Origin of the sequence: Alienimonas chondri (assembly GCF_013036045.1) — a bacterium.
GTDB classification, from domain to species: Bacteria; Planctomycetota; Planctomycetia; order Planctomycetales; family Planctomycetaceae; genus Alienimonas; species Alienimonas chondri.
This window is the reverse complement of record NZ_WTPX01000107.1, coordinates 1-16,817: the sequence shown is the minus strand read 5'-3', so window position 1 is coordinate 16,817 and position 16,817 is coordinate 1. Positions and strand designations below refer to the sequence as shown.

16 protein-coding genes are annotated in these 16,817 nt (G+C 67.3%); 9 read left to right on the top strand and 7 right to left on the bottom strand.

The window, feature by feature from the left end:
- The 3 genes from LzC2_RS14995 to LzC2_RS14985 all read left to right on the top strand — a co-directional run.
- On the top strand, positions 1-857 hold an 857-nt coding region (locus tag LzC2_RS14995; protein WP_171188426.1), incomplete at its 5' end, for a DUF4058 family protein.
- An 88-nt stretch (positions 858-945) separates the two neighbouring features.
- Positions 946-4,692, top strand: coding sequence for a methionine synthase (metH, locus tag LzC2_RS14990; protein ID WP_171188424.1), 3,747 nt, complete (start codon positions 946-948; stop codon positions 4,690-4,692).
- A 53-nt stretch (positions 4,693-4,745) separates the two neighbouring features.
- Positions 4,746-5,375 carry a hypothetical protein gene (locus LzC2_RS14985; RefSeq protein ID WP_206678737.1) on the top strand — a complete coding sequence of 210 codons (630 nt, stop codon included), beginning with the start codon at positions 4,746-4,748 and terminating at the stop codon, positions 5,373-5,375.
- Between the two features lie 75 nt (positions 5,376-5,450).
- Here the strand turns inward: LzC2_RS14985 and LzC2_RS14980 are convergent, their stop codons facing one another.
- Positions 5,451-6,437, bottom strand: a complete 987-nt coding sequence (locus LzC2_RS14980; RefSeq protein WP_171188422.1) for a DUF4142 domain-containing protein — start codon at positions 6,435-6,437, stop codon at positions 5,451-5,453.
- Positions 6,438-6,595: 158 nt separating this feature from the next.
- On the bottom strand, positions 6,596-7,702 hold the full coding sequence (locus LzC2_RS14975; protein WP_171188420.1) for a glycoside hydrolase family 5 protein: 1,107 nt from the start codon (positions 7,700-7,702) through the stop codon (positions 6,596-6,598).
- Between the two features lie 190 nt (positions 7,703-7,892).
- Between LzC2_RS14975 and LzC2_RS14970 the strand changes: the two genes are divergently transcribed.
- A complete protein-coding gene (locus LzC2_RS14970; protein WP_171188418.1) occupies positions 7,893-8,324 on the top strand; it encodes an ATP-dependent Clp protease adaptor ClpS in 432 nt (143 codons plus the stop codon).
- 296 nt (positions 8,325-8,620) lie between these two features.
- The gene (locus tag LzC2_RS14965) at positions 8,621-8,905 is read left to right on the top strand and encodes a hypothetical protein (RefSeq protein WP_171188416.1); all 285 of its coding nucleotides are present in this window, start codon (positions 8,621-8,623) and stop codon (positions 8,903-8,905) included.
- A gap of 15 nt (positions 8,906-8,920) precedes the next feature.
- On the opposite strand, the gene LzC2_RS14960 is transcribed toward LzC2_RS14965, so the two are convergent.
- A complete protein-coding gene (locus tag LzC2_RS14960) occupies positions 8,921-10,351 on the bottom strand; it encodes a class II fumarate hydratase (RefSeq protein WP_171188414.1) in 1,431 nt (476 codons plus the stop codon).
- Between the two features lie 131 nt (positions 10,352-10,482).
- Between LzC2_RS14960 and LzC2_RS14955 the strand changes: the two genes are divergently transcribed.
- Both LzC2_RS14955 and hemB read left to right on the top strand, forming a co-directional pair.
- Positions 10,483-11,094: a Uma2 family endonuclease gene (locus LzC2_RS14955; RefSeq protein WP_171188412.1), complete on the top strand. Its 612-nt coding sequence runs from the start codon at positions 10,483-10,485 to the stop codon at positions 11,092-11,094.
- A 5-nt stretch (positions 11,095-11,099) separates the two neighbouring features.
- Positions 11,100-12,107 carry a porphobilinogen synthase gene (gene hemB, locus LzC2_RS14950; protein WP_171188410.1) on the top strand — a complete coding sequence of 336 codons (1,008 nt, stop codon included), beginning with the start codon at positions 11,100-11,102 and terminating at the stop codon, positions 12,105-12,107.
- A gap of 94 nt (positions 12,108-12,201) precedes the next feature.
- Here the strand turns inward: hemB and rnhA are convergent, their stop codons facing one another.
- On the bottom strand, positions 12,202-12,687 hold the full coding sequence (gene rnhA, locus LzC2_RS14945; protein ID WP_215907230.1) for a ribonuclease HI: 486 nt from the start codon (positions 12,685-12,687) through the stop codon (positions 12,202-12,204).
- Between the two features lie 64 nt (positions 12,688-12,751).
- Positions 12,752-12,970 (bottom strand): translation initiation factor IF-1, encoded by a 219-nt coding sequence (gene infA / locus LzC2_RS14940; protein ID WP_171188406.1) that lies wholly within the window; start codon positions 12,968-12,970, stop codon positions 12,752-12,754.
- A 256-nt stretch (positions 12,971-13,226) separates the two neighbouring features.
- On the opposite strand from infA, the gene LzC2_RS14935 reads away from it, so the two are divergent.
- Both LzC2_RS14935 and folK read left to right on the top strand, forming a co-directional pair.
- On the top strand, positions 13,227-13,466 hold the full coding sequence (locus LzC2_RS14935) for a Flp family type IVb pilin (RefSeq protein ID WP_206678736.1): 240 nt from the start codon (positions 13,227-13,229) through the stop codon (positions 13,464-13,466).
- A gap of 58 nt (positions 13,467-13,524) precedes the next feature.
- Positions 13,525-14,280, top strand: a complete 756-nt coding sequence (gene folK / locus LzC2_RS14930; RefSeq protein ID WP_171188404.1) for a 2-amino-4-hydroxy-6-hydroxymethyldihydropteridine diphosphokinase — start codon at positions 13,525-13,527, stop codon at positions 14,278-14,280.
- Positions 14,281-14,373: 93 nt separating this feature from the next.
- Here folK and LzC2_RS14925 read toward each other — a convergent pair whose 3' ends face one another.
- Positions 14,374-14,568 carry a FeoB-associated Cys-rich membrane protein gene (locus tag LzC2_RS14925; RefSeq protein ID WP_171188402.1) on the bottom strand — a complete coding sequence of 65 codons (195 nt, stop codon included), beginning with the start codon at positions 14,566-14,568 and terminating at the stop codon, positions 14,374-14,376.
- Positions 14,569-14,581: 13 nt separating this feature from the next.
- Positions 14,582-16,817 (bottom strand): ferrous iron transport protein B (gene feoB / locus LzC2_RS14920; RefSeq protein ID WP_315854683.1); only part of this gene is annotated, 2,236 nt, incomplete at its 5' end.

Genomic DNA, 16,817 nt, shown 5'->3' with positions numbered 1-16,817 from the left:
GCTCCCCCCCGCCCCAAGGAACGCCGCCGATGCCCTCGCCGTTTCCCGGGATGGACCCTTGGCTGGAGAATCCTCGGGTCTGGCCGGACGTTCATAACGCCCTCGCTGGAGAGATCCGGGCGGTACTGAACGATTCGCTGCCGGGCGGCTACTACGCCCAACTCGAAGAGCGGACGGAGATCGTCGCGTTCGACGGGGACGAATCGTTCAAGGCCGTGCCGGACGTGGGCGTCGGACGGACGAGCGACAGCGACGGCGGGGCGGCGGTGCTGACGGGGATGCGAACCGAGGTGACGCCGTCGGTTCGGCTCACCGCCGACGACCTGCCGACACTGCTGGATGTGGGCGTGTACGACCTGTCGAACGACCTCGTGACGCTGGTGGAGATCCTCAGTCCCGCGAACAAGCGGCAGAACCGCCAGGAGTTTCTGGAGAAGCGAATCACGCTGCTACGGTCCGACGCCGGGCTGGTGGAGATCGACCTGCTCCGCCGCGGGCGGCGGGTCTGCGGGGACTCCATCGGCGGGCCGACGGTGCGGGTGCCGGTCGGGACCGCGTACCTCGTGCTGGTCAGCCGGCCTTGGGAGCGGGGGGAGCCGCCGTACCCCTCCGAGGGGTTCTGCTGGCACGGCTGGTTCCTGAACCTGGCGGACCCGCTCCCGGTCGTCCCGGTGCCGTTGCGGGAGGCGGACGGGGAGGTGCCGTTGGACCTGCAATACTGCTTCAACGCCGCCTACGACCGCGGGCCGTTCCGCCGGCAGGCGTCCCGCTACGCCGAACCGCCCGATCCCCCCCTGCCGCCCCCCGCCGCAGAGTGGGCGGCGCAACGGATCGCTGCTTGGCGGAACGCCCGCTAGGGCATTTTCCGCCATAACTTACCAAGACCGCTATCCAGTCCGGGGAGACGATTCCCCCGGCTCGCTTCTGAATCAAACTGACCGCCCCGTGCCGAACGAACGCCGCCGCTCCGACCTGCTCCGCAATCACCTCGCGGACCGCATCCTGCTGCTCGACGGGGCGATGGGGTCCCTCATCATGGGCGCCGGGCCGAAGGAGGAGGACTACCGCGGCGAGCGGTTTAAAGATCACCCGATCGACCTGAAGAACGCGAACGACGTTCTCGTCCTCACCCAGCCGAAGCTGATTCGGGATATCCACGCCCAGTATCTGGAGGCCGGCAGCGACATTATCGAGACCGACACCTTCAATGCGGCGTCGGTCAGCATGGAGGAGTTCGGCCTCGCCGAGTTGACGTACGAATTGAATAAAAGCGCCGCCGAGTTAGCCGCCGACGTCGCCGAGGAGTTCACCAAAAAGAACCCGGACAAACCCCGCTTCGTCGCCGGCAGCATCGGCCCGACGAAGGTCACGCTCTCCATGTCGCAGGACGCGGAGAACCCCGGCCACCGCTTGTTTACCTTCGATGAGGTCGCCGAGAGTTACGCGGAGCAGGTCCGCGGGTTGTTAGACGGCGGCGTCGATCTCTTGCTGCCGGAAACGAGCTTCGACACCCTCAATATGAAGGCGTGCCTGTTCGCCATCAGCGGGGTGTTCGAAGAGCGGGGGATGGACCCGTTCGACGTGCCGGTGATGATCTCCGGGACCGTCTTCGAGGGCGGCCGCACGCTGACGGCCCAGTCGCTCGAAGCCTTCTACGCCAGCGTGAAGCACTTCCCGAGCCTGTCCGTCGGGATGAACTGTGCGCTGGGACCGAAGCAGATTCGCCCCTACGCGGAGACTCTTAGCGGGCTGGCCGATCGACAGATCAGTCTCTATCCCAATGCCGGAATGCCGGACGGAATGGGTGGGTTCGACGCGACCGCCGCGGAGTTCAGCGACCTCGTCGCCGACTTCGCGAAGCAGGGCTGGGTAAATATCGTCGGCGGGTGCTGCGGCACGACGCCGGAGTTTATCAACGCCATTCAACAAAAGACCGCCGGCGTGAAACCCCGCCGCGTTCCCGACGTGCCCCGCTATAGCACCTATGCGGGGCTGGAACGCGTCGTGGTGAAGGAGGACAGCGGCTTTCAGATGGTCGGCGAGCGGACCAACGTCACCGGCTCGAAGCGCTTCGCCCGTCTGATTAAAAACGACGACTACGACGAGGCCGTCTCCGTCGCCCGTCAGCAGGTCGAGGGCGGGGCGAACCTGATCGACGTGAACCTGGACGAGGGGCTGATCGACGGCGTCCCCGCGATGACCCGGTTCCTCAACCTGCTGGCCGCCGAACCGGATATCGCCGCGGTCCCGGTGATGATCGACTCTTCCAATTGGGAGATTCTCGAAGCCGGCCTGAAGTGCGTGCAGGGCAAGCCGGTCGTTAACTCGATCAGTTTAAAGGGCGGCGAGGAGGAGTTCCTCCGGCACGCCCGTTTGCTCAAGCGTTACGGCGCCGCGGCGGTGGTGATGGCCTTCGACGAGGAGGGTCAGGCCACCGAATGCGATCATAAAGTCTCCATCTGCGAGCGAGCTTATAAGCTGCTCGTCGAGCAGGCCGGCTGGGATCCGACGGATATTATATTCGATCCGAACATCCTCACCGTCGGCACGGGGATGGAGGAGCACGCGAACTACGCCGTCGAATTCTTCGACGCGGTCCGCGAGATCAAAAAGCGGTGCCCCGGCGCCAAGACCAGCGGCGGGGTCAGCAACGTCAGCTTCGGCTTCCGCGGCAACGACCCGGTGCGGGAGGCGATCAACGCCTGCTTCCTGTATCACGCGATCGACGCCGGCCTCGATATGGGCATCGTCAACGCCGGTCAGCTGGAGGTTTATGAAGAGATCGACCCGAAGCTGCGGGACCTGGTCGAAGACGTCCTGTTCAACCGCAGCCTGGAGGCGACTGACCGCCTGATCGAATTCGGCGAGACCGTCAAAGCCAAGGGCAAGGTCGACGACTCCGACAAGCTCAAGTGGCGGGAGGGCACGGTCGCCGAGCGGATGAAGCACGCCCTGCTCAAAGGCGTGACGGATTATATCGAAGAGGACACCGAGGAAGCCCGGCAGGCGTTGGGCCGTCCGCTGGAGGTGATTCAGGGACCGTTGATGGACGGCATGGCCGTCGTCGGCGAACTCTTCGGCGCCGGCAAGATGTTCCTCCCGCAGGTCGTCAAAAGCGCCCGCGTGATGAAGCGGGCCGTCGCTTACCTCACTCCGTATATGGAGGCGGAGAAGGAAGAAGCCGCCCGTCTCGCCGCGGAGCGGGGCGAGGTCGCCTCGCTCGAAGAGGCCAAAAGCACCCGCGGCACCGTGTTGATCGCCACGGTGAAGGGGGACGTGCACGACATCGGAAAAAACATCGTCGCCGTCGTGCTGCGCTGCAATAACTTCGAGGTAGTCGACCTCGGCGTGATGGTTCCGGCCGACAAGATTCTCGACGAAGCCGCGAAGTGCGGGGCGGAGATCATCGGTCTGTCCGGTCTCATCACGCCCTCGTTGGAGGAGATGACCGGCGTCGCCCGAGAGATGACCCGCCGCGGACTGACGACCCCGCTGTTGATCGGCGGGGCCACTACCAGCCCGCGACATACCGCGGTCAAGATCGCCCCGCATTACGAGGCGGCGCCGGTCGTCTGGGTGGGCGACGCCAGCCTGAGCGTTCCGGTCGTGGAGAAGCTGCTCGACCCGGACAAACTCAAGGTGTTGGAGAAGGAGAACGCCGCCTCTCAGGAGCGACACCGCGAAGCCTACGTCGGTCGGCAGGCGAAAAAGCTCGTGCCTTACAAAGAGTCCTACGACCGCCGATTCCAGACGGATTGGGCGGCGACGGACGTCTCGGCCCCGGCGTTTACCGGGCTGAAGGTCTTGGATAACTACCCGCTGCGGGAGATCGCGGAATATATCGACTGGTCCCCGTTCTTTATGTCGTGGGATTTACACGGAAAATATCCCCGCATTCTCGATGACGAAGTCGTCGGCGAACAGGCCCGCGAGTTGCTCAAGGACGGTCAGGCGGAATTAAAGAACCTCTTGGACAACGACAAGCTCCGCGCCCGCGGCGTGTACGGGTTCTTTCCCGCCGCCAGCGACGGCGACGACCTCGTGCTCTATACCGACGACGACCGCACGAAGGAACGCCTGCGGTTCCCCATGCTTCGCCAGCAGTGGGAACGTCGCGGCCAGAAAGACTTCCGCAGCCTCGCCGACTACGTCGCCCCGGTCGGCAGCGGCGTGAAGGACTACATCGGCGCCTTCGCCGTCACTGCCGGCCACGGGGCGGACGAATATGCGATGGAATTAGAGAAGGGCGGGGACGACTATCGCAGCATTATGGTCAAGGCGCTCGCCGACCGCTGTGCCGAAGCCTTCGCCGAGCGGCTCCATAAACAGGCCCGCGACGACTGGGGATTCGGTCAGCAGGAGGGTTTATCGACCGACGAACTCATCGGCGAGAAATACCGCGGCATTCGCCCCGCGTTCGGCTACCCGGCCTGCCCGGACCACACGCTCAAGACGGAACTCTGGGATCTGTTGAACGTGGAGCAAAACTGCGGCATGACGCTGACCGAGGGCTTCGCGATGTGGCCGGCGAGCAGCGTCAGCGGGCTCTACTTCGCCCACCCGGACGCCCGCTACTTCAGCGTCGATCGCGTGACGAAGGACCAGATCGAGAGCTACGCGGCCCGATGCGACAAACCGGTCCCCGAGGTCGAAAAATGGCTCGCCCCGAACCTCGGGTATGATCCGGACTGACCGCCGCGGCGTTGGCGACGGTCGGGGGACGTTCACTGCCGGTTGGATGATCGATGGTCGACGACGAATACCGCTTCGCCTCCGGCTGGGCTGAGCCGTCCGCCACGCCGACCGACCCGTCCCCGGCGTCGAACGATTCCCCGCCCACAGAAGGCGGCGGCTCGCGTCGCAACCTGTTGCTCGATGCCGAACCGGTCGAGTACGCAATCGAACGAACGCGGCTGGGCGTCTGGCGACGGCATCTCGGGGAGGACGGCAAATCGTTCTCCGAGTTTACCTCACACGGTTCGCTCGGCCGGCTGCCCTGGGTGCACATGACGTTCGGGAAAGATCCGGCCACCCGCCGGCGAAAGACGGCGAAGGGGGTGTTCGCACTTGGCCGTTGGGCCGTGGGCGTGGTCGCCGTCGGGCAAGTCTCCGCGGGCGTGGTCGCGGTGGGGCAGGCTGGGTTCGGCCTGCTGTTCGGGCTCGGACAACTGACGACCGGTGCCGTCTGCATCGGTCAATTCGCGGTCGGGGCCGTTCTCGCCCTCGGTCAGTTCGCGGTCGCGGACGTGGCGATCGGTCAGATCGCCTGCGGCCGAATCGCCATCGGCCAACTCGGCTTCGGCGGGGCGGTCTGGGACATGCGAGGCGTCGACCCCGCCGCCCGGGCATGGGCGAAGCAGACGCTAGGGATCTGACCGTCGAACGAAAGCGACCCGGACGCTGGGAAGCGGCCGGATCGCGAGGTCATCAAAGACGGGATACGGAGAGGCTCAGTCCTCCATCCGATCGACCTTCATCGCCAGTTCGCGGGCCTGATTCAGGTGACCGTCGATCTTGCGTTCGGCCTCCCGCAGCACGGTCTTCAGTTCCGGTCCGGCGTGTTCGGCGGAGACCTGCACGGCCGCGAGCATCTTGAGGTGCGCGAGCATCTGATGATTGAGATACGCCATATCGAACTGGCACCCCCTCTGGGCGCCGAGGGATTCCTTCACCATCTGGTGGGACTTCGCGAGCGCCTTGCGTCGCAGATTGACCGCCGGCCGATTCGTCCGGGCGTTCGAACCGTTCAATTCGCGATCGGCGCGGCCGGCCAGCGTTGCGGCCCCTTCCCGAACGTCGTTCCGCATGCGGCGGCCGGTCCGACGGGCCTCGGCGCCGAGTTCGCGAACTTCCTCATCGATCTCGTCGCCCGCTTCCCGCGCGTCGCGGACGGCTTCGTCGACCACGCCGCCCAACGAATCGATCCGTTCTTCCCGGACGTCCTCGCGGGCCTCGCGGATCTCCTCGCGGCTCTCTTCCTCCAACTCGACCCGTTCCTCGACGATCTCCCGCCGGGCTTCAGCTCGTTCCTCACGGACCTCTTCCCGCTGCTCCATCACCTCTTCAGCCCGCTCGGCTGCTTCCTCGCCGACTACGCCGCGGTCCCGCAGCGGGCCCCCCGCCCGGCGACGTTGACCTCGGGGCAGATCGCCTTGAGCGTTCGCCCGGCGGGCGGCGCCGGAGAGATCGCGGGCGAGCGCCTCGTGGGCCTCGACCATCTTGCGGGCGAAGTCTTTTACTTCCGGGGAGACGGCCCGCTCCGCGGCGAACTTGCTGATGTCCACCTCCGTCCGGTTTAAGGGCGTCAGGAGTGAGAGGATCTGACGGTCGGGCACAACGGCGGAGGCATCGTCGCCCTCCTGTTGGGCAAGCGCGGGGGCGACACAAAGCGTCGCGGCGAGCGTGGCGGATAGCGGGCGAAGGGCGAGGCGAATCACGGGAGCACGGGGTGGGGGGAGCGCGGGCGCCGGCCGGAGCGGCGGCGATGAACGACTCCTACCCTTCCGATCTCCGCGGCCGGCCGGCACGGGTTCTTCCCGAACGCCGCCGTCGGGGCGAGGCGGTGATCGGCCCCCGGCGCGGGAGCCGTCGCGACTCAATCGTCTAGCAGGGCGGCTCGCATCGGTTCGATCCAACGGCCCTGGACCTTGTCATAGGCCGGGAACTCCGCGGCGAAGCCCCAGTAGCCCCAGCTCCAGCCGCGGCGTTCGTACTCGGTGCGCATGAACCGCGCCCAGCGAGCACGGCTGGCCTCGTGCGCGTGGCGAATCACGCCGAACTCCCCGACGAACACCGGACGGTTGCGGGGCTTCGCATAGGCCTCGCAGTCGTCAAGAAACGCCCGGATCTCCGCTTCCTCGCCGGGGCGGGGGAAGACGCGGCCGGTCGGCGGCGGGTTCTCGCTCCACGTCGCTCCCTGATGGGTGAACTCGTACGGCTCGTAGGTGTGCACCGTGAGGATCAAATCCGGGTCCGGCGGGAGCGTCAGATCCTTCAATTCCTGGATTTGGTTCCAGTTGCCCGGACCGACCAACACGGCCCGGGTCGGGTTCGTCTCCCGAATGGCGGCGAGAACCTCGGGGAACTTCTCGCTCCACCGTTTTGTGGTGAGCTGGAGGCTCGGTTCGTTGAGCGGCTCGAAGACCAACGCCGCGGGGCGGTTCTGGTAGCGGCGGGCGATCTGCCGCCAGATGCCGACGAGGCGGTCGAAGTTCGCGTTGGACGGATCGTCGTGGATCTCATCGTAATGATGCAGGTCCAAAACGACCGCCAAGCGGCGTTCCAACGCCTGATTCAACACCTCGTCGATCCGGGCGAAGAACGCCGGGTCGACGGTGTAGGGGGCGGTCTGCTGGGCATGGGCCGTCCATTTCACCGGAACGCGGACGGCGGTGAAGCCGGCGGCTTGGATCGCGTCGAGGTGCTCTGGCGTGATCGTGTAGCCCCATTCGCCCTCCGTCGGGGCTTCGAGGCTGTTCGACAAGTTGATCGTCCGGGCCAGCAGCTGATTCGCGGCGACGGCGCGGGCGGTATCGGCGGGGACCTCGGCGGGCGAGGGCGGGGCCGCCTCCGCGGCACAGCCGCTCAGCAAGGGCAGGAGCAGCGCGGCGGTGATTCGGAACGGAGCGAACCGGGACATGGCGAGCGACAGCGGGCCGAGGTGGACGAAGCGGGCCGAGACGGAGGACGTCGAATCAATCACCCTAGCCGTCGCGCTGCGTCGGCGGGAAGCGGCGGCGGGCGGCGGCGGGGGAAAGCGAACGCGCGCCGGGGCCGCTCGCCTTGACCGGCGGTGCGGGCGCTCTAGCATCGGCCCCCCGTAGTCCGTGGGCCGTTGCAGCACCGCGCGATGCCCGCTCCCCCGTTACCGACGGATCGGTCCGAACCTGACGATGCCGCAAACTGCCGACCCGCACGAGAATGAAGACGCTCCCGGCTTCGAGCCGGGCGGCGTGAGCTTCGACGTCCCGGATCTGGAGACGCTGGGCGGCGGAGCCGCGACCGCTGTGGCCGAGCCGAAGGTCAAGCGGAAGACGAAGCCGCACCGCAATCCCCGGTATGCGGTCGTCGTGGAGAACGACGAGGACCACACCTTCAGCTACCTCGTCGACGTCCTCCGGGCCGTGTGCGCCCATACCAAGGAAGACGCGGAGCGTCTGACGGACAAGATCGACAAGACCGGCCGGGCCGCCGTCTGGACCGGCCCGCTGGAGGTCGCCGAGTTGAAGCGGGACCAGATCCGAGAGTTCGGCCCGGACACCTACAACAAGCCGCCGGTCACGGTGCCGTTGCAGGTGACGATCGAGCCGATCGAGCCGGACTGAGCGCCGCTTGCGGACCTCGCGGGGCGGTTTGAGCGAACGACCTGCAATGTCCTTCGCCCGCGAAGTGGCGCCGGAGCGATCGCGCTAGTCGGTCGCGCCCGCACCACCCGGGGAATTGCCCGGCGCCGTTCTTCGGAAATCCCGGTGCCTCTAAGTTCGCCAGCTTGCCTGGTGTCGCGCCGGCCCCCGGGAATTCCCCGGCTTGGATTCGGGAGACCGGTTTGGCACGGGGTTCGCGATAGCGTTTGGGCAGTCACGGAGTTGACGCCCACGCCACCCACGGAGGAACCGATACGATGTCTGCCCCGAACCTCACCGCCGCCACGCAGGGACGCGGGTTCGGATCGAAAGCCCGCCCCGCCGACGGTCGCAAGACGCGACTCGGCCGGAGCGCCCTCATTCTCATCGCCCTCGCCGCCGCGTCGTTCGGCAGCGTCGGCTGCCAGTCGGTGCCGATCGCGCACGTCGACGGCTCGACCGCCCGCCTCGTCGCCGCCGTCGATGCCAAACGCGCCGGGCACGACGTCGCCTACGCCCCCGCTACGCCGGAGCGAACCATCATCCTGGCGGGAGCGAGGTGAACGCCGGGTGATCCCTCAGGCCTGCGGTTCGGTCATCCGCCGCGGATCGAGGGCTTCGTCCAGCACGTCGGCCGGCAGGACGTTCTGCTCCGTGCATAACTCGCGGATCGTCTTGCCGGTTTTGAACGCCTCCTTGGCCAGCGCCGCGGCTTTCTCGTAGCCGATGTGCGGGTTCAGGCTGGTGACCATCGACAGGCTCTTCTCGACGGCCGCTTCGCAGGCTTCCGTGTTGGCCTCGGTCGCTTCGACCATGTCGGCGAGCGCGGCGGCGGAGTTCGCCAGCAGGGTGACGCTCTCCAAAGTCGCCGCCCCGAGCAGCGGCATCATGATATTCAGTTGGAAGTTCCCGCCCGCGGCGCCGGAGAACGCCACCGCCGTATCGTTCCCCATCACCCGAGCGGCGGCCTGCATCGCCGCTTCGCAGACGACCGGGTTCACCTTGCCCGGCATGATGCTGCTGCCGGGTTGCAGGTCCGGGAGTTGAATCTCGTAGAACCCGCATCGCGGCCCGCTGCCGAGCCAGCGGAGGTCGTTGGCGACGTTGAACAGCGTCACCGCGACCGCCTTCAACAACGCGTGGGATTCGACGAGCCCGTCGCGGTCGGCATTGGCCTCGAAGTGATCGGCGGCTTCGACGAAGGGGCTTCCGGTCTCCTCCGCCAGCACGGCGGCGACGCGGGCGCCGAACTCCGGGTGCGTATTGATTCCGCTGCCCACCGCCGTGCCGCCGACCGGCAGTTCGTACAGCGGCTCCGCCGCTTTCTTCGCTCGCTTCGCGGCGAGTTCGATCTGACGGGCGAACCCGCCGAACTCCTGTCCCAACCGCAGCGGGGTGGCGTCCGCGAGGTGCGTGCGGCCGATTTTGATGACGTCGTCCCACGCGACCGCCTTCTCTTTGAGTTCAGCCCGCAGCGCCTCGAGAACCGGCAGCAGATCGTCCTCAATCTGCCGGGCGACGGCGACGTGAATCGCGGTGGGGAAGGTGTCGTTCGTGCTCTGCCCCATGTTGACGTGGTCGTTGGGGTGCACCGCTTTGTCCGCGGCGAAGCGGTCGGCTCCCAGCAGTTCCGTCGCCCGGGCGGCGATCACCTCGTTGACGTTCATATTGGAACTGGTGCCCGACCCCGTCTGATACACGTCGATCGGGAACTGATCGGCCCCCTGCTCGCGGAACTTCCCGTCGGCGACCTCGCGGCAGGCGTTCAGCAGGGCGTCGACCGCGTCGTCGGTCAGCGGGTTCTTACCGCTGCCGGTCAGCTTGCCGAGATCCCGATTGGCGACGCCGCAGGCGTACTTCACCAGCCCCATCGCCCGCACCAGCCCGTTCGGCAGCGTTTGTTCGGAGATCTGAAAGTTATCGACCGCCCGCTGGGTCTGAGCGGCGTAATAGGCCTCCGCGGGCACCTCGACGGGGCCCATGGAATCGCGTTCGGTGCGGGTGGTCATTGGTGCGTATGGTGGGGGAAAGCGACGGGGCGGGAGTCTAGCGACGACGACGCGGGGCGACGATCCGATGGGGACGCGGGCGGTCGGGGGGGTGTAGGATGGCACGCCCGTCATCCCCCTGAGTCGATCCGGTGAACGCCTCAACCGCCCCGCCCTCACGCCTCTCACGCTCGCTGCCGCCGGGCACGCCGGCGATTCTCACGGCGGAGCAGTTCATCAATCTGCCCGACACCCGCGGCTTGGAACTGGATCGCGGCTGCATCGTGGAGTTACCCGTGCCCGGTTTTCAACACGGCGTCGTCTGCGCCGAAACCTCTCGCGTCCTCGCGAATTTTGCGAAGGAGCACGATCTCGGCCGCGTGCTGAGCAATGACTCGCACCTGCAAGTACCGTCGCTGGACGACAGCGGCACGGACACGGTTCGCGGCATGGACGTGGCGTTTTTCAGTTGGGACCGCGTGCCGCGGGATCAGCGGCCGGTCGGCCTCCCACCGAACCCGCCCGAGTGGATCGTCGAGGTGCGGAGTCCGTCCGACCGGCGGGGGGCGATGCTGACAAAAATCGGCCAATATCTGGCCCGAGGGGTGGACGTGGTGACGCTGCTGGATCCGGAGCGGCGAACCGCTCACATGTTTACCCAGGAGGAAGAATTTCCCGCCCCGTTGGGCGATGATGCGATATTGACGCCCGGCGACTTCCTGCCGGGGTTCTCGTTGCGAGTCGGCGACCTGCTGGAAGGTTGACCGCAATGTCGAACGGCCCCCCCGCGAACCCCGGCGCCTTTCCCGCCGCACGTCCCCGCCGCAATCGCCGGACGGCGTGGTCGCGCAGGCTGACGGCGGAGAACGTCCTCACCGCCGCGGATCTGATTTGGCCCTGCTTCGTCACCGAGGCCGGCGCCGGGCCGATCGAGGCGATGCCGGGGGTGAGTCGCTATACGGTCTCGCAACTGGTGGATGAAGTCGGCCGGGCCGCGGACCTCGGCGTGCCGGCGATCGCGCTGTTCCCACAGACGGACGCGGCGTTGAAGACCGAGGACGCCGCGGAGGCGTTCAACCCGGAGAACCTCGTCTGCCGCGCCGTGCGGGCCATCAAAGAGGCGAAGATCGACGTGGGAGTCATCTGCGATGTGGCCCTCGATCCCTACAGCAGCCACGGCCAAGACGGTCTGGTTCAGAACAGCGAGGTGGTCAACGATCCGACGTTAGACGCCCTGTGCGAACAGGCTTTGGTGCAGGCCGAGGCCGGCTGCGACGTGATCGCTCCCAGCGACATGATGGACGGTCGCGTCGGCCGGATCCGCACCGCCCTTGACGCCCGCGGCCTGCAACACGTGCAGATCCTGAGTTACGCCGCGAAGTACGCCAGCGCCTTCTACGGCCCGTTCCGCGACGCCGTCGGCAGCGGAGCGGCGTTGAAGGGCGACAAGAAGACCTATCAGATGGACCCAGCGAACGGCGACGAGGCGCTGCGCGAGGTCGCCCTCGACATCGCCGAGGGAGCGGACTTGGTGATGGTGAAACCCGGCATGCCGTACCTGGATATCGTCGCCGCGGTGAAGCGGACGTTCGGCGTACCGACGTACGCCTATCAGGTCTCCGGCGAATACAGCATGCTCGCCGGGGCGTGCGACGCCGGCCGGTTGGACCGCCGGGCGGCCGTTCTGGAGAGCCTGCTCTGCTTCAAGCGAGCCGGGGCCGACGGCGTCTTGACCTACTTCGCCCGGGAAGCGGCGGAGTGGCTGCGCGAGGGCTGACGCTGAGGGATCAGCAGCCCGAGGCGCAGGCCGAGGTTCTCCAGTGTGCGAAGCGTTCACAGCCTCGGCTTGCGCCTCGGGCTGCCGGGAACGATTATTTCTGAAAGCTCTTCGCGGCGGCGACGGCGAGTTCGTCGCAGCGTTCGTTCTCCGCGTGGCCGCTGTGGCCCTTTACGACTTTGAAGGTCACGTCATGCTCGGCGAGGAGGTCGTCCAATTCTTTCCAGAGGTCGACGTTCTTCACCTCGCCCCAGCCTTTGCCCTTCACACGACGCCGCCAGCCGTTCTTCTTCCAGCCGGCCATCCACTCCGCGCTGCCCTTGGCGACGTAGGTGCTGTCAGTCACCACGTCCACGCGGGTGCGGGTGTTGAGGGACTTCAGTCCCGCGATCACGCCGCCCAACTCCATGCGGTTGTTGGTGGTGAGTGCTTCGCCGCCGCTGCCCTCTTTCTCCTTGCCGGACGAGTCGTGCCGCAGAATGAACGCCCAGCCGCCGGGGCCGGGGTTGCCGCGGCAGGCGCCGTCGGTGAAGAGCGTGACGGCGGGAACGGGAGCGTCGGCCATCGAGGAGGCGTCCATGCAAAGAGCGAGACGCCGCCCCACGGCGACGCCAGAAGCGAGATCGACCGATTGCGGTCGAGGTTTACCGTTCGCGGTAAACGATGCGGCCGCGGTTGAAGTCGTAGGGGCTGACCTCCACCAGCACGCGGTCGCCCGGCACGATTCGAATGAAGTGCTTGCGCATTTTGCCCGCGACGTGGGCCATGACCAGGTGGCCGTTGTCCAGCTTCACGCGGAACTGGGTATTGGCGAGTGCCTCGGCCACCTCGCCGGACATCTCAATCGCCTCCTCTTTCGCCATGAACCCGAACGCCTGTGTGCTGAAAAGTATTGAGTCAAGATCCTCCTGCCGTGCCCGAAAAGGCCCGATCGGGACGACGACCGCGCGGAACGCGACCGGCAGCCCGGGGGGAACGGTCCGATTCTAACGCCCAAGCAGCCGCGGGGAAGCGCGTTCGGGACGCCCGAGAGCGGTTTCGCCCGGCTTGGGTTCGTGACGACCTAGCTTTCGGAAGTCTCCCCGGTCGTCGATCGGGTCTCCCCCGCACCCGCCCGCCATGCTCGCCGACACCACATCCCGATCGCCGGTCGCGCCGTTGCCAGCATCGCTCGGGGGCCGGGCGCTCGCTGCATTCGAAGGTTTTTTGCGCGAGGAGGAGGGCACGACGGCGGTGGAATACGCGGTCATGCTGGCCCTGATCCTCGCGACGATCTTCGGCTCGATCGGGGCCGTCGGCGGAGCGGCCGGCGGGCTGTTCGCCAGTTCCGAGACCGAGTTGGAAGCCGTCGGCTTCTGAACGCCATGCCTTTTGAACGCCGCGAGCGTCCCGGGGGCCGGTTCGCTATCCTGCCGGCATGAACGCCCCGGCCCTGATTGCGCTCGGCGGAAACGTCGGCGACGTGCGGGCGACGTTCGAGACGGCGCTTCAAGACTTGGACGACACGCCCGGCGTGACGCTCACCGCGGCGAGCAGGCCGTACCGCACGCCGGCGGTGGGCGCCGACGCCGGCGGAGAGTTCTTAAACGCCGCGGCGACCTTGGAGACGACGCTCTCCCCGCACGGGCTGCTCGACGTGCTCAAGCAGGTCGAAGCGAATGCGGGGCGTGAGCGAACCGTGCATTGGGGGCCGCGGTCATTGGATCTCGATTTGATCCTCTATGGCGAGGAGCGAATCGAGGACGATCGCCTGACCGTCCCGCACCCCGGTCTCGCGTGGCGGCGGTTCGTGCTCGATCCGGCCTGCGAGGTGGCGGGCGACTGGCGGACCCGCCGCGTTCCGTTGCGGTCCCTTCGGGAGCGGCTTCTCGATCGGCCGTTGCGGGTCGGGGCCGGCAGGGACCCTGCGGCGTCCTTCAGTCGGCTGGTCGAAGTGCTGGCGGCAGAGTTCCCCGTCGCGTTCGATCCGCCCGACCCGCCGGGCGAGCGTTCGCAACGACTGCCAGCGGCGTTGTCTCTCGTTCCTGAGGGAGAGAAGCCGGGTGTGAATCAGGTCGTTCTCCCCAGCGGCGGGGAGGTCGCGCTGGCGCGGCTGAGAGACGTGTTCGCCGCGGCGCTGCCAGACCCGGAGCCGCAACCGTTCGGCGACCCGCTGTGGTCGTCTGACGAATAGTGAGACCGGAGCGCAAGCTCCGGCCGTCAGCGAAGCCGTCGCGGCGAACTGTTCTCCGATCGGCCACGCACTGCCGGAGCTTGCGCTCCGGTCTCAGGGCCTATGGAGGATGTCCAGAGTCACCACCGTCGGGCCATTCGACGGCTTTGCCGCCGGACAACTCCCGCAGCCGGAGCCGCAGCCGGCCTCGCCGCCGGTCTGGGTGAGTTTCCACGCACGGCGACCGACTTCCAACGCCGCGGCGGCGACGCAGAGCAGGGCGGCGATCGTTTGCACGTCGGCGTTCATCGTCAGCCTCTTCTTAAAAGAGTCTCGAACCGATTTGATACGTCAGCAACGCCGCGACGTACGCCAAGCCGGTCATGTAGACGAAGGTGAAGATCGGCCAGCGCCAGCTGTTCGTCTCGCGTTTGATGACCATTAATGTCGCCGCGCACTGGGCGCACAGGGCGAAGAAGACCATCACTGACAGCGCGACCGGCAGCGTATACACGGGGTCGCCGTCCGGCCATTCGCTGCGACGCATTGCGTCGCGGAGGCCGTCGTCGGTCTCGTCCACGTCTCCGCCGAGGCTATAGATCGTCCCCAGCGTGGCGATAATCACTTCCCGAGCGGGGAAGCTGGCGAGGGCGCCCACGCCGATCTTCCAGTCCCACCCCAGCGGTTTGACGGCCGGTTCGATGAAACGCCCGGTGCGGCCCAGGGCGCTGTCGGCGATGAGATCGGCGCTGAGCTTGCGGCGGCGCTCTTCCAAGGCGTCCCAAGCCTCCGCACTCATGTCGGCGGCGACCTGGGGGTTCTCCATCTTCGCCTGCACCGCGTGCAGTTCCGTGTGATCGCCGGGGAAGTAGCCCGCGGCCCAGATCAGCACGGAGGCCGCGAAGATCAGCGTGCCGGCCCGCGTGACGAACGCTTTGCCGCGGTCGTAGACCCGCAACGCCACGTTCCTCGGCGAGGGCCAGCGATAAGGGGGCAGTTCCATCACGAAGGGCGGCGTCTCTCCCTTGAACCACGTCTTTCGCAGCAGCCACGCCACCGGGATCGCCACCACGGCCCCCAGCGAGGTCATGGCAAACAGCACCAGCCCCTGCAGCGTCACCCACCCGCCGAGATACGCCGTCGCGGGGACGAACGCTCCGATCAGCAACAAGTACACCGGCAGTCGGGCGGAGCAACTCATCAACGGGGCGACGAGGATCGTGACCATCCGGTCGCGGCGGTTCTCGATGACGCGCGTCGCCATCACGCCGGGCACGGCGCAGGCGAAGGAACTCATCAGCGGAACGAAACTCTTACCGGACAGCCCCAAACGGCTCATCAGGCGATCCATCAGGAACGCGGCGCGGGCCATATAACCGCAGTCCTCCAGGATCGCGATCGCCAGGAACAGGATCACGATCTGCGGCAGGAACACCAGCACCCCGCCGACGCCGGCGATCACGCCGTCGATAATCAGACTGCGGAACGCCCCGGGGGGCATCGCCGATTGCACCAGCCCGGAGAGCCAGCCCTGACCCTCGCCTATGGCGTCCATGAACGGACCGGCCCAACTGAAGATCGCCTGAAATACGGCGAACATCAGGGCGGCGAACGCCAGCAGGCCCCAGACGCGATGGGTGAGGATGCGATCGAGCCGATCGCTGCCGGTCGCGGCCGGTTCGGGCGTCGTTTCGACCGCGCCGTCGAGAACCTCGCGGGCCCAGGCGTAGCGACCGGCGGCCTCGACCGCGGGCACCCGGCAACCCGCTTCGGCGAGTCGGCTGCGGACCTCGCCCAGATGGGCCGGCAGATCGCCGGTGCAACGGGTGCGATAGCGTTCCACCACCTGTCCGCCGACATCCAGCACCATCCGCTCCCGCAGATAGGCCGGCACGTCCGGGCAGCCGTGTTCGGAGAGCCAACCCTCAAGGGCGTTCGCCTCGGCCACGACCGCGTCCGGCAGCGAACGCACCGGCTGGAGAGCGGGGCCGCTCGCCGCGGCGACGATGGCGGTCTTCAGTTCCTCCAAGCCGCGGCGGCGGTGCGCCTCCGTGGGAATCACGGGCACGCCGAGCTTCTCGGAGAGCACGCCGGCGTCGATCGTCGTCCCGCGCGCCCGGGCGACGTCGCCCATATTCAACGCGACCACGACCGGCAGGCCGAGTTCCAGCACCTGCGAGACGAGGTACAGGTTGCGGTGCAGGTTGGAGGCGTCGACCACGCACACCACCGCATCCGGCCGGGGCGTGCCGTAGGCGTCGCCCAAGAGCACGTCGACGGAGACCATCTCGTCGGCGCTGCGCGGCGAGAGGCTATAGGTGCCGGGGAGATCGATCACCTCCGCGGCCCCGCCGCCCCCGCTTCTCGACGGGCCGAGGGTCGGCAGCTTCAAGCGGCCCACCTTCTTCTCGACGGTCACGCCGGGGAAGTTGCCGGTGCGGGCGCGGGCGCCGCACAGGGCGTTGAACAGCGTGCTCTTGCCGGTGTTCGGGTTGCCCACCAGAGCGACGACCATCGGCTTCACAGCCGGCGCCTGAGCCTGGGGCGAGGGGGCGATC

What these genes read in the sequence shown, in the direction of transcription:
- LzC2_RS14960 (WP_171188414.1), bottom strand. Translation starts at nt 10,351, where the DNA reads ATGACCACCCGCACCGAACGCGATTCCATGGGCCCCGTCGAGGTGCCC.
- LzC2_RS14925 (WP_171188402.1), bottom strand. Translation starts at nt 14,568, where the DNA reads ATGAACGCCGACGTGCAAACGATCGCCGCCCTGCTCTGCGTCGCCGCC.
- hemB (WP_171188410.1), top strand. Translation starts at nt 11,100, where the DNA reads ATGTCGAACGGCCCCCCCGCGAACCCCGGCGCCTTTCCCGCCGCACGT.
- rnhA (WP_215907230.1), bottom strand. Translation starts at nt 12,687, where the DNA reads ATGGACGCCTCCTCGATGGCCGACGCTCCCGTTCCCGCCGTCACGCTC.
- LzC2_RS14935 (WP_206678736.1), top strand. Translation starts at nt 13,227, where the DNA reads ATGCTCGCCGACACCACATCCCGATCGCCGGTCGCGCCGTTGCCAGCA.
- LzC2_RS14985 (WP_206678737.1), top strand. Translation starts at nt 4,746, where the DNA reads ATGGTCGACGACGAATACCGCTTCGCCTCCGGCTGGGCTGAGCCGTCC.
- LzC2_RS14965 (WP_171188416.1), top strand. Translation starts at nt 8,621, where the DNA reads ATGTCTGCCCCGAACCTCACCGCCGCCACGCAGGGACGCGGGTTCGGA.
- folK (WP_171188404.1), top strand. Translation starts at nt 13,525, where the DNA reads ATGAACGCCCCGGCCCTGATTGCGCTCGGCGGAAACGTCGGCGACGTG.
- infA (WP_171188406.1), bottom strand. Translation starts at nt 12,970, where the DNA reads ATGGCGAAAGAGGAGGCGATTGAGATGTCCGGCGAGGTGGCCGAGGCA.
- LzC2_RS14970 (WP_171188418.1), top strand. Translation starts at nt 7,893, where the DNA reads ATGCCGCAAACTGCCGACCCGCACGAGAATGAAGACGCTCCCGGCTTC.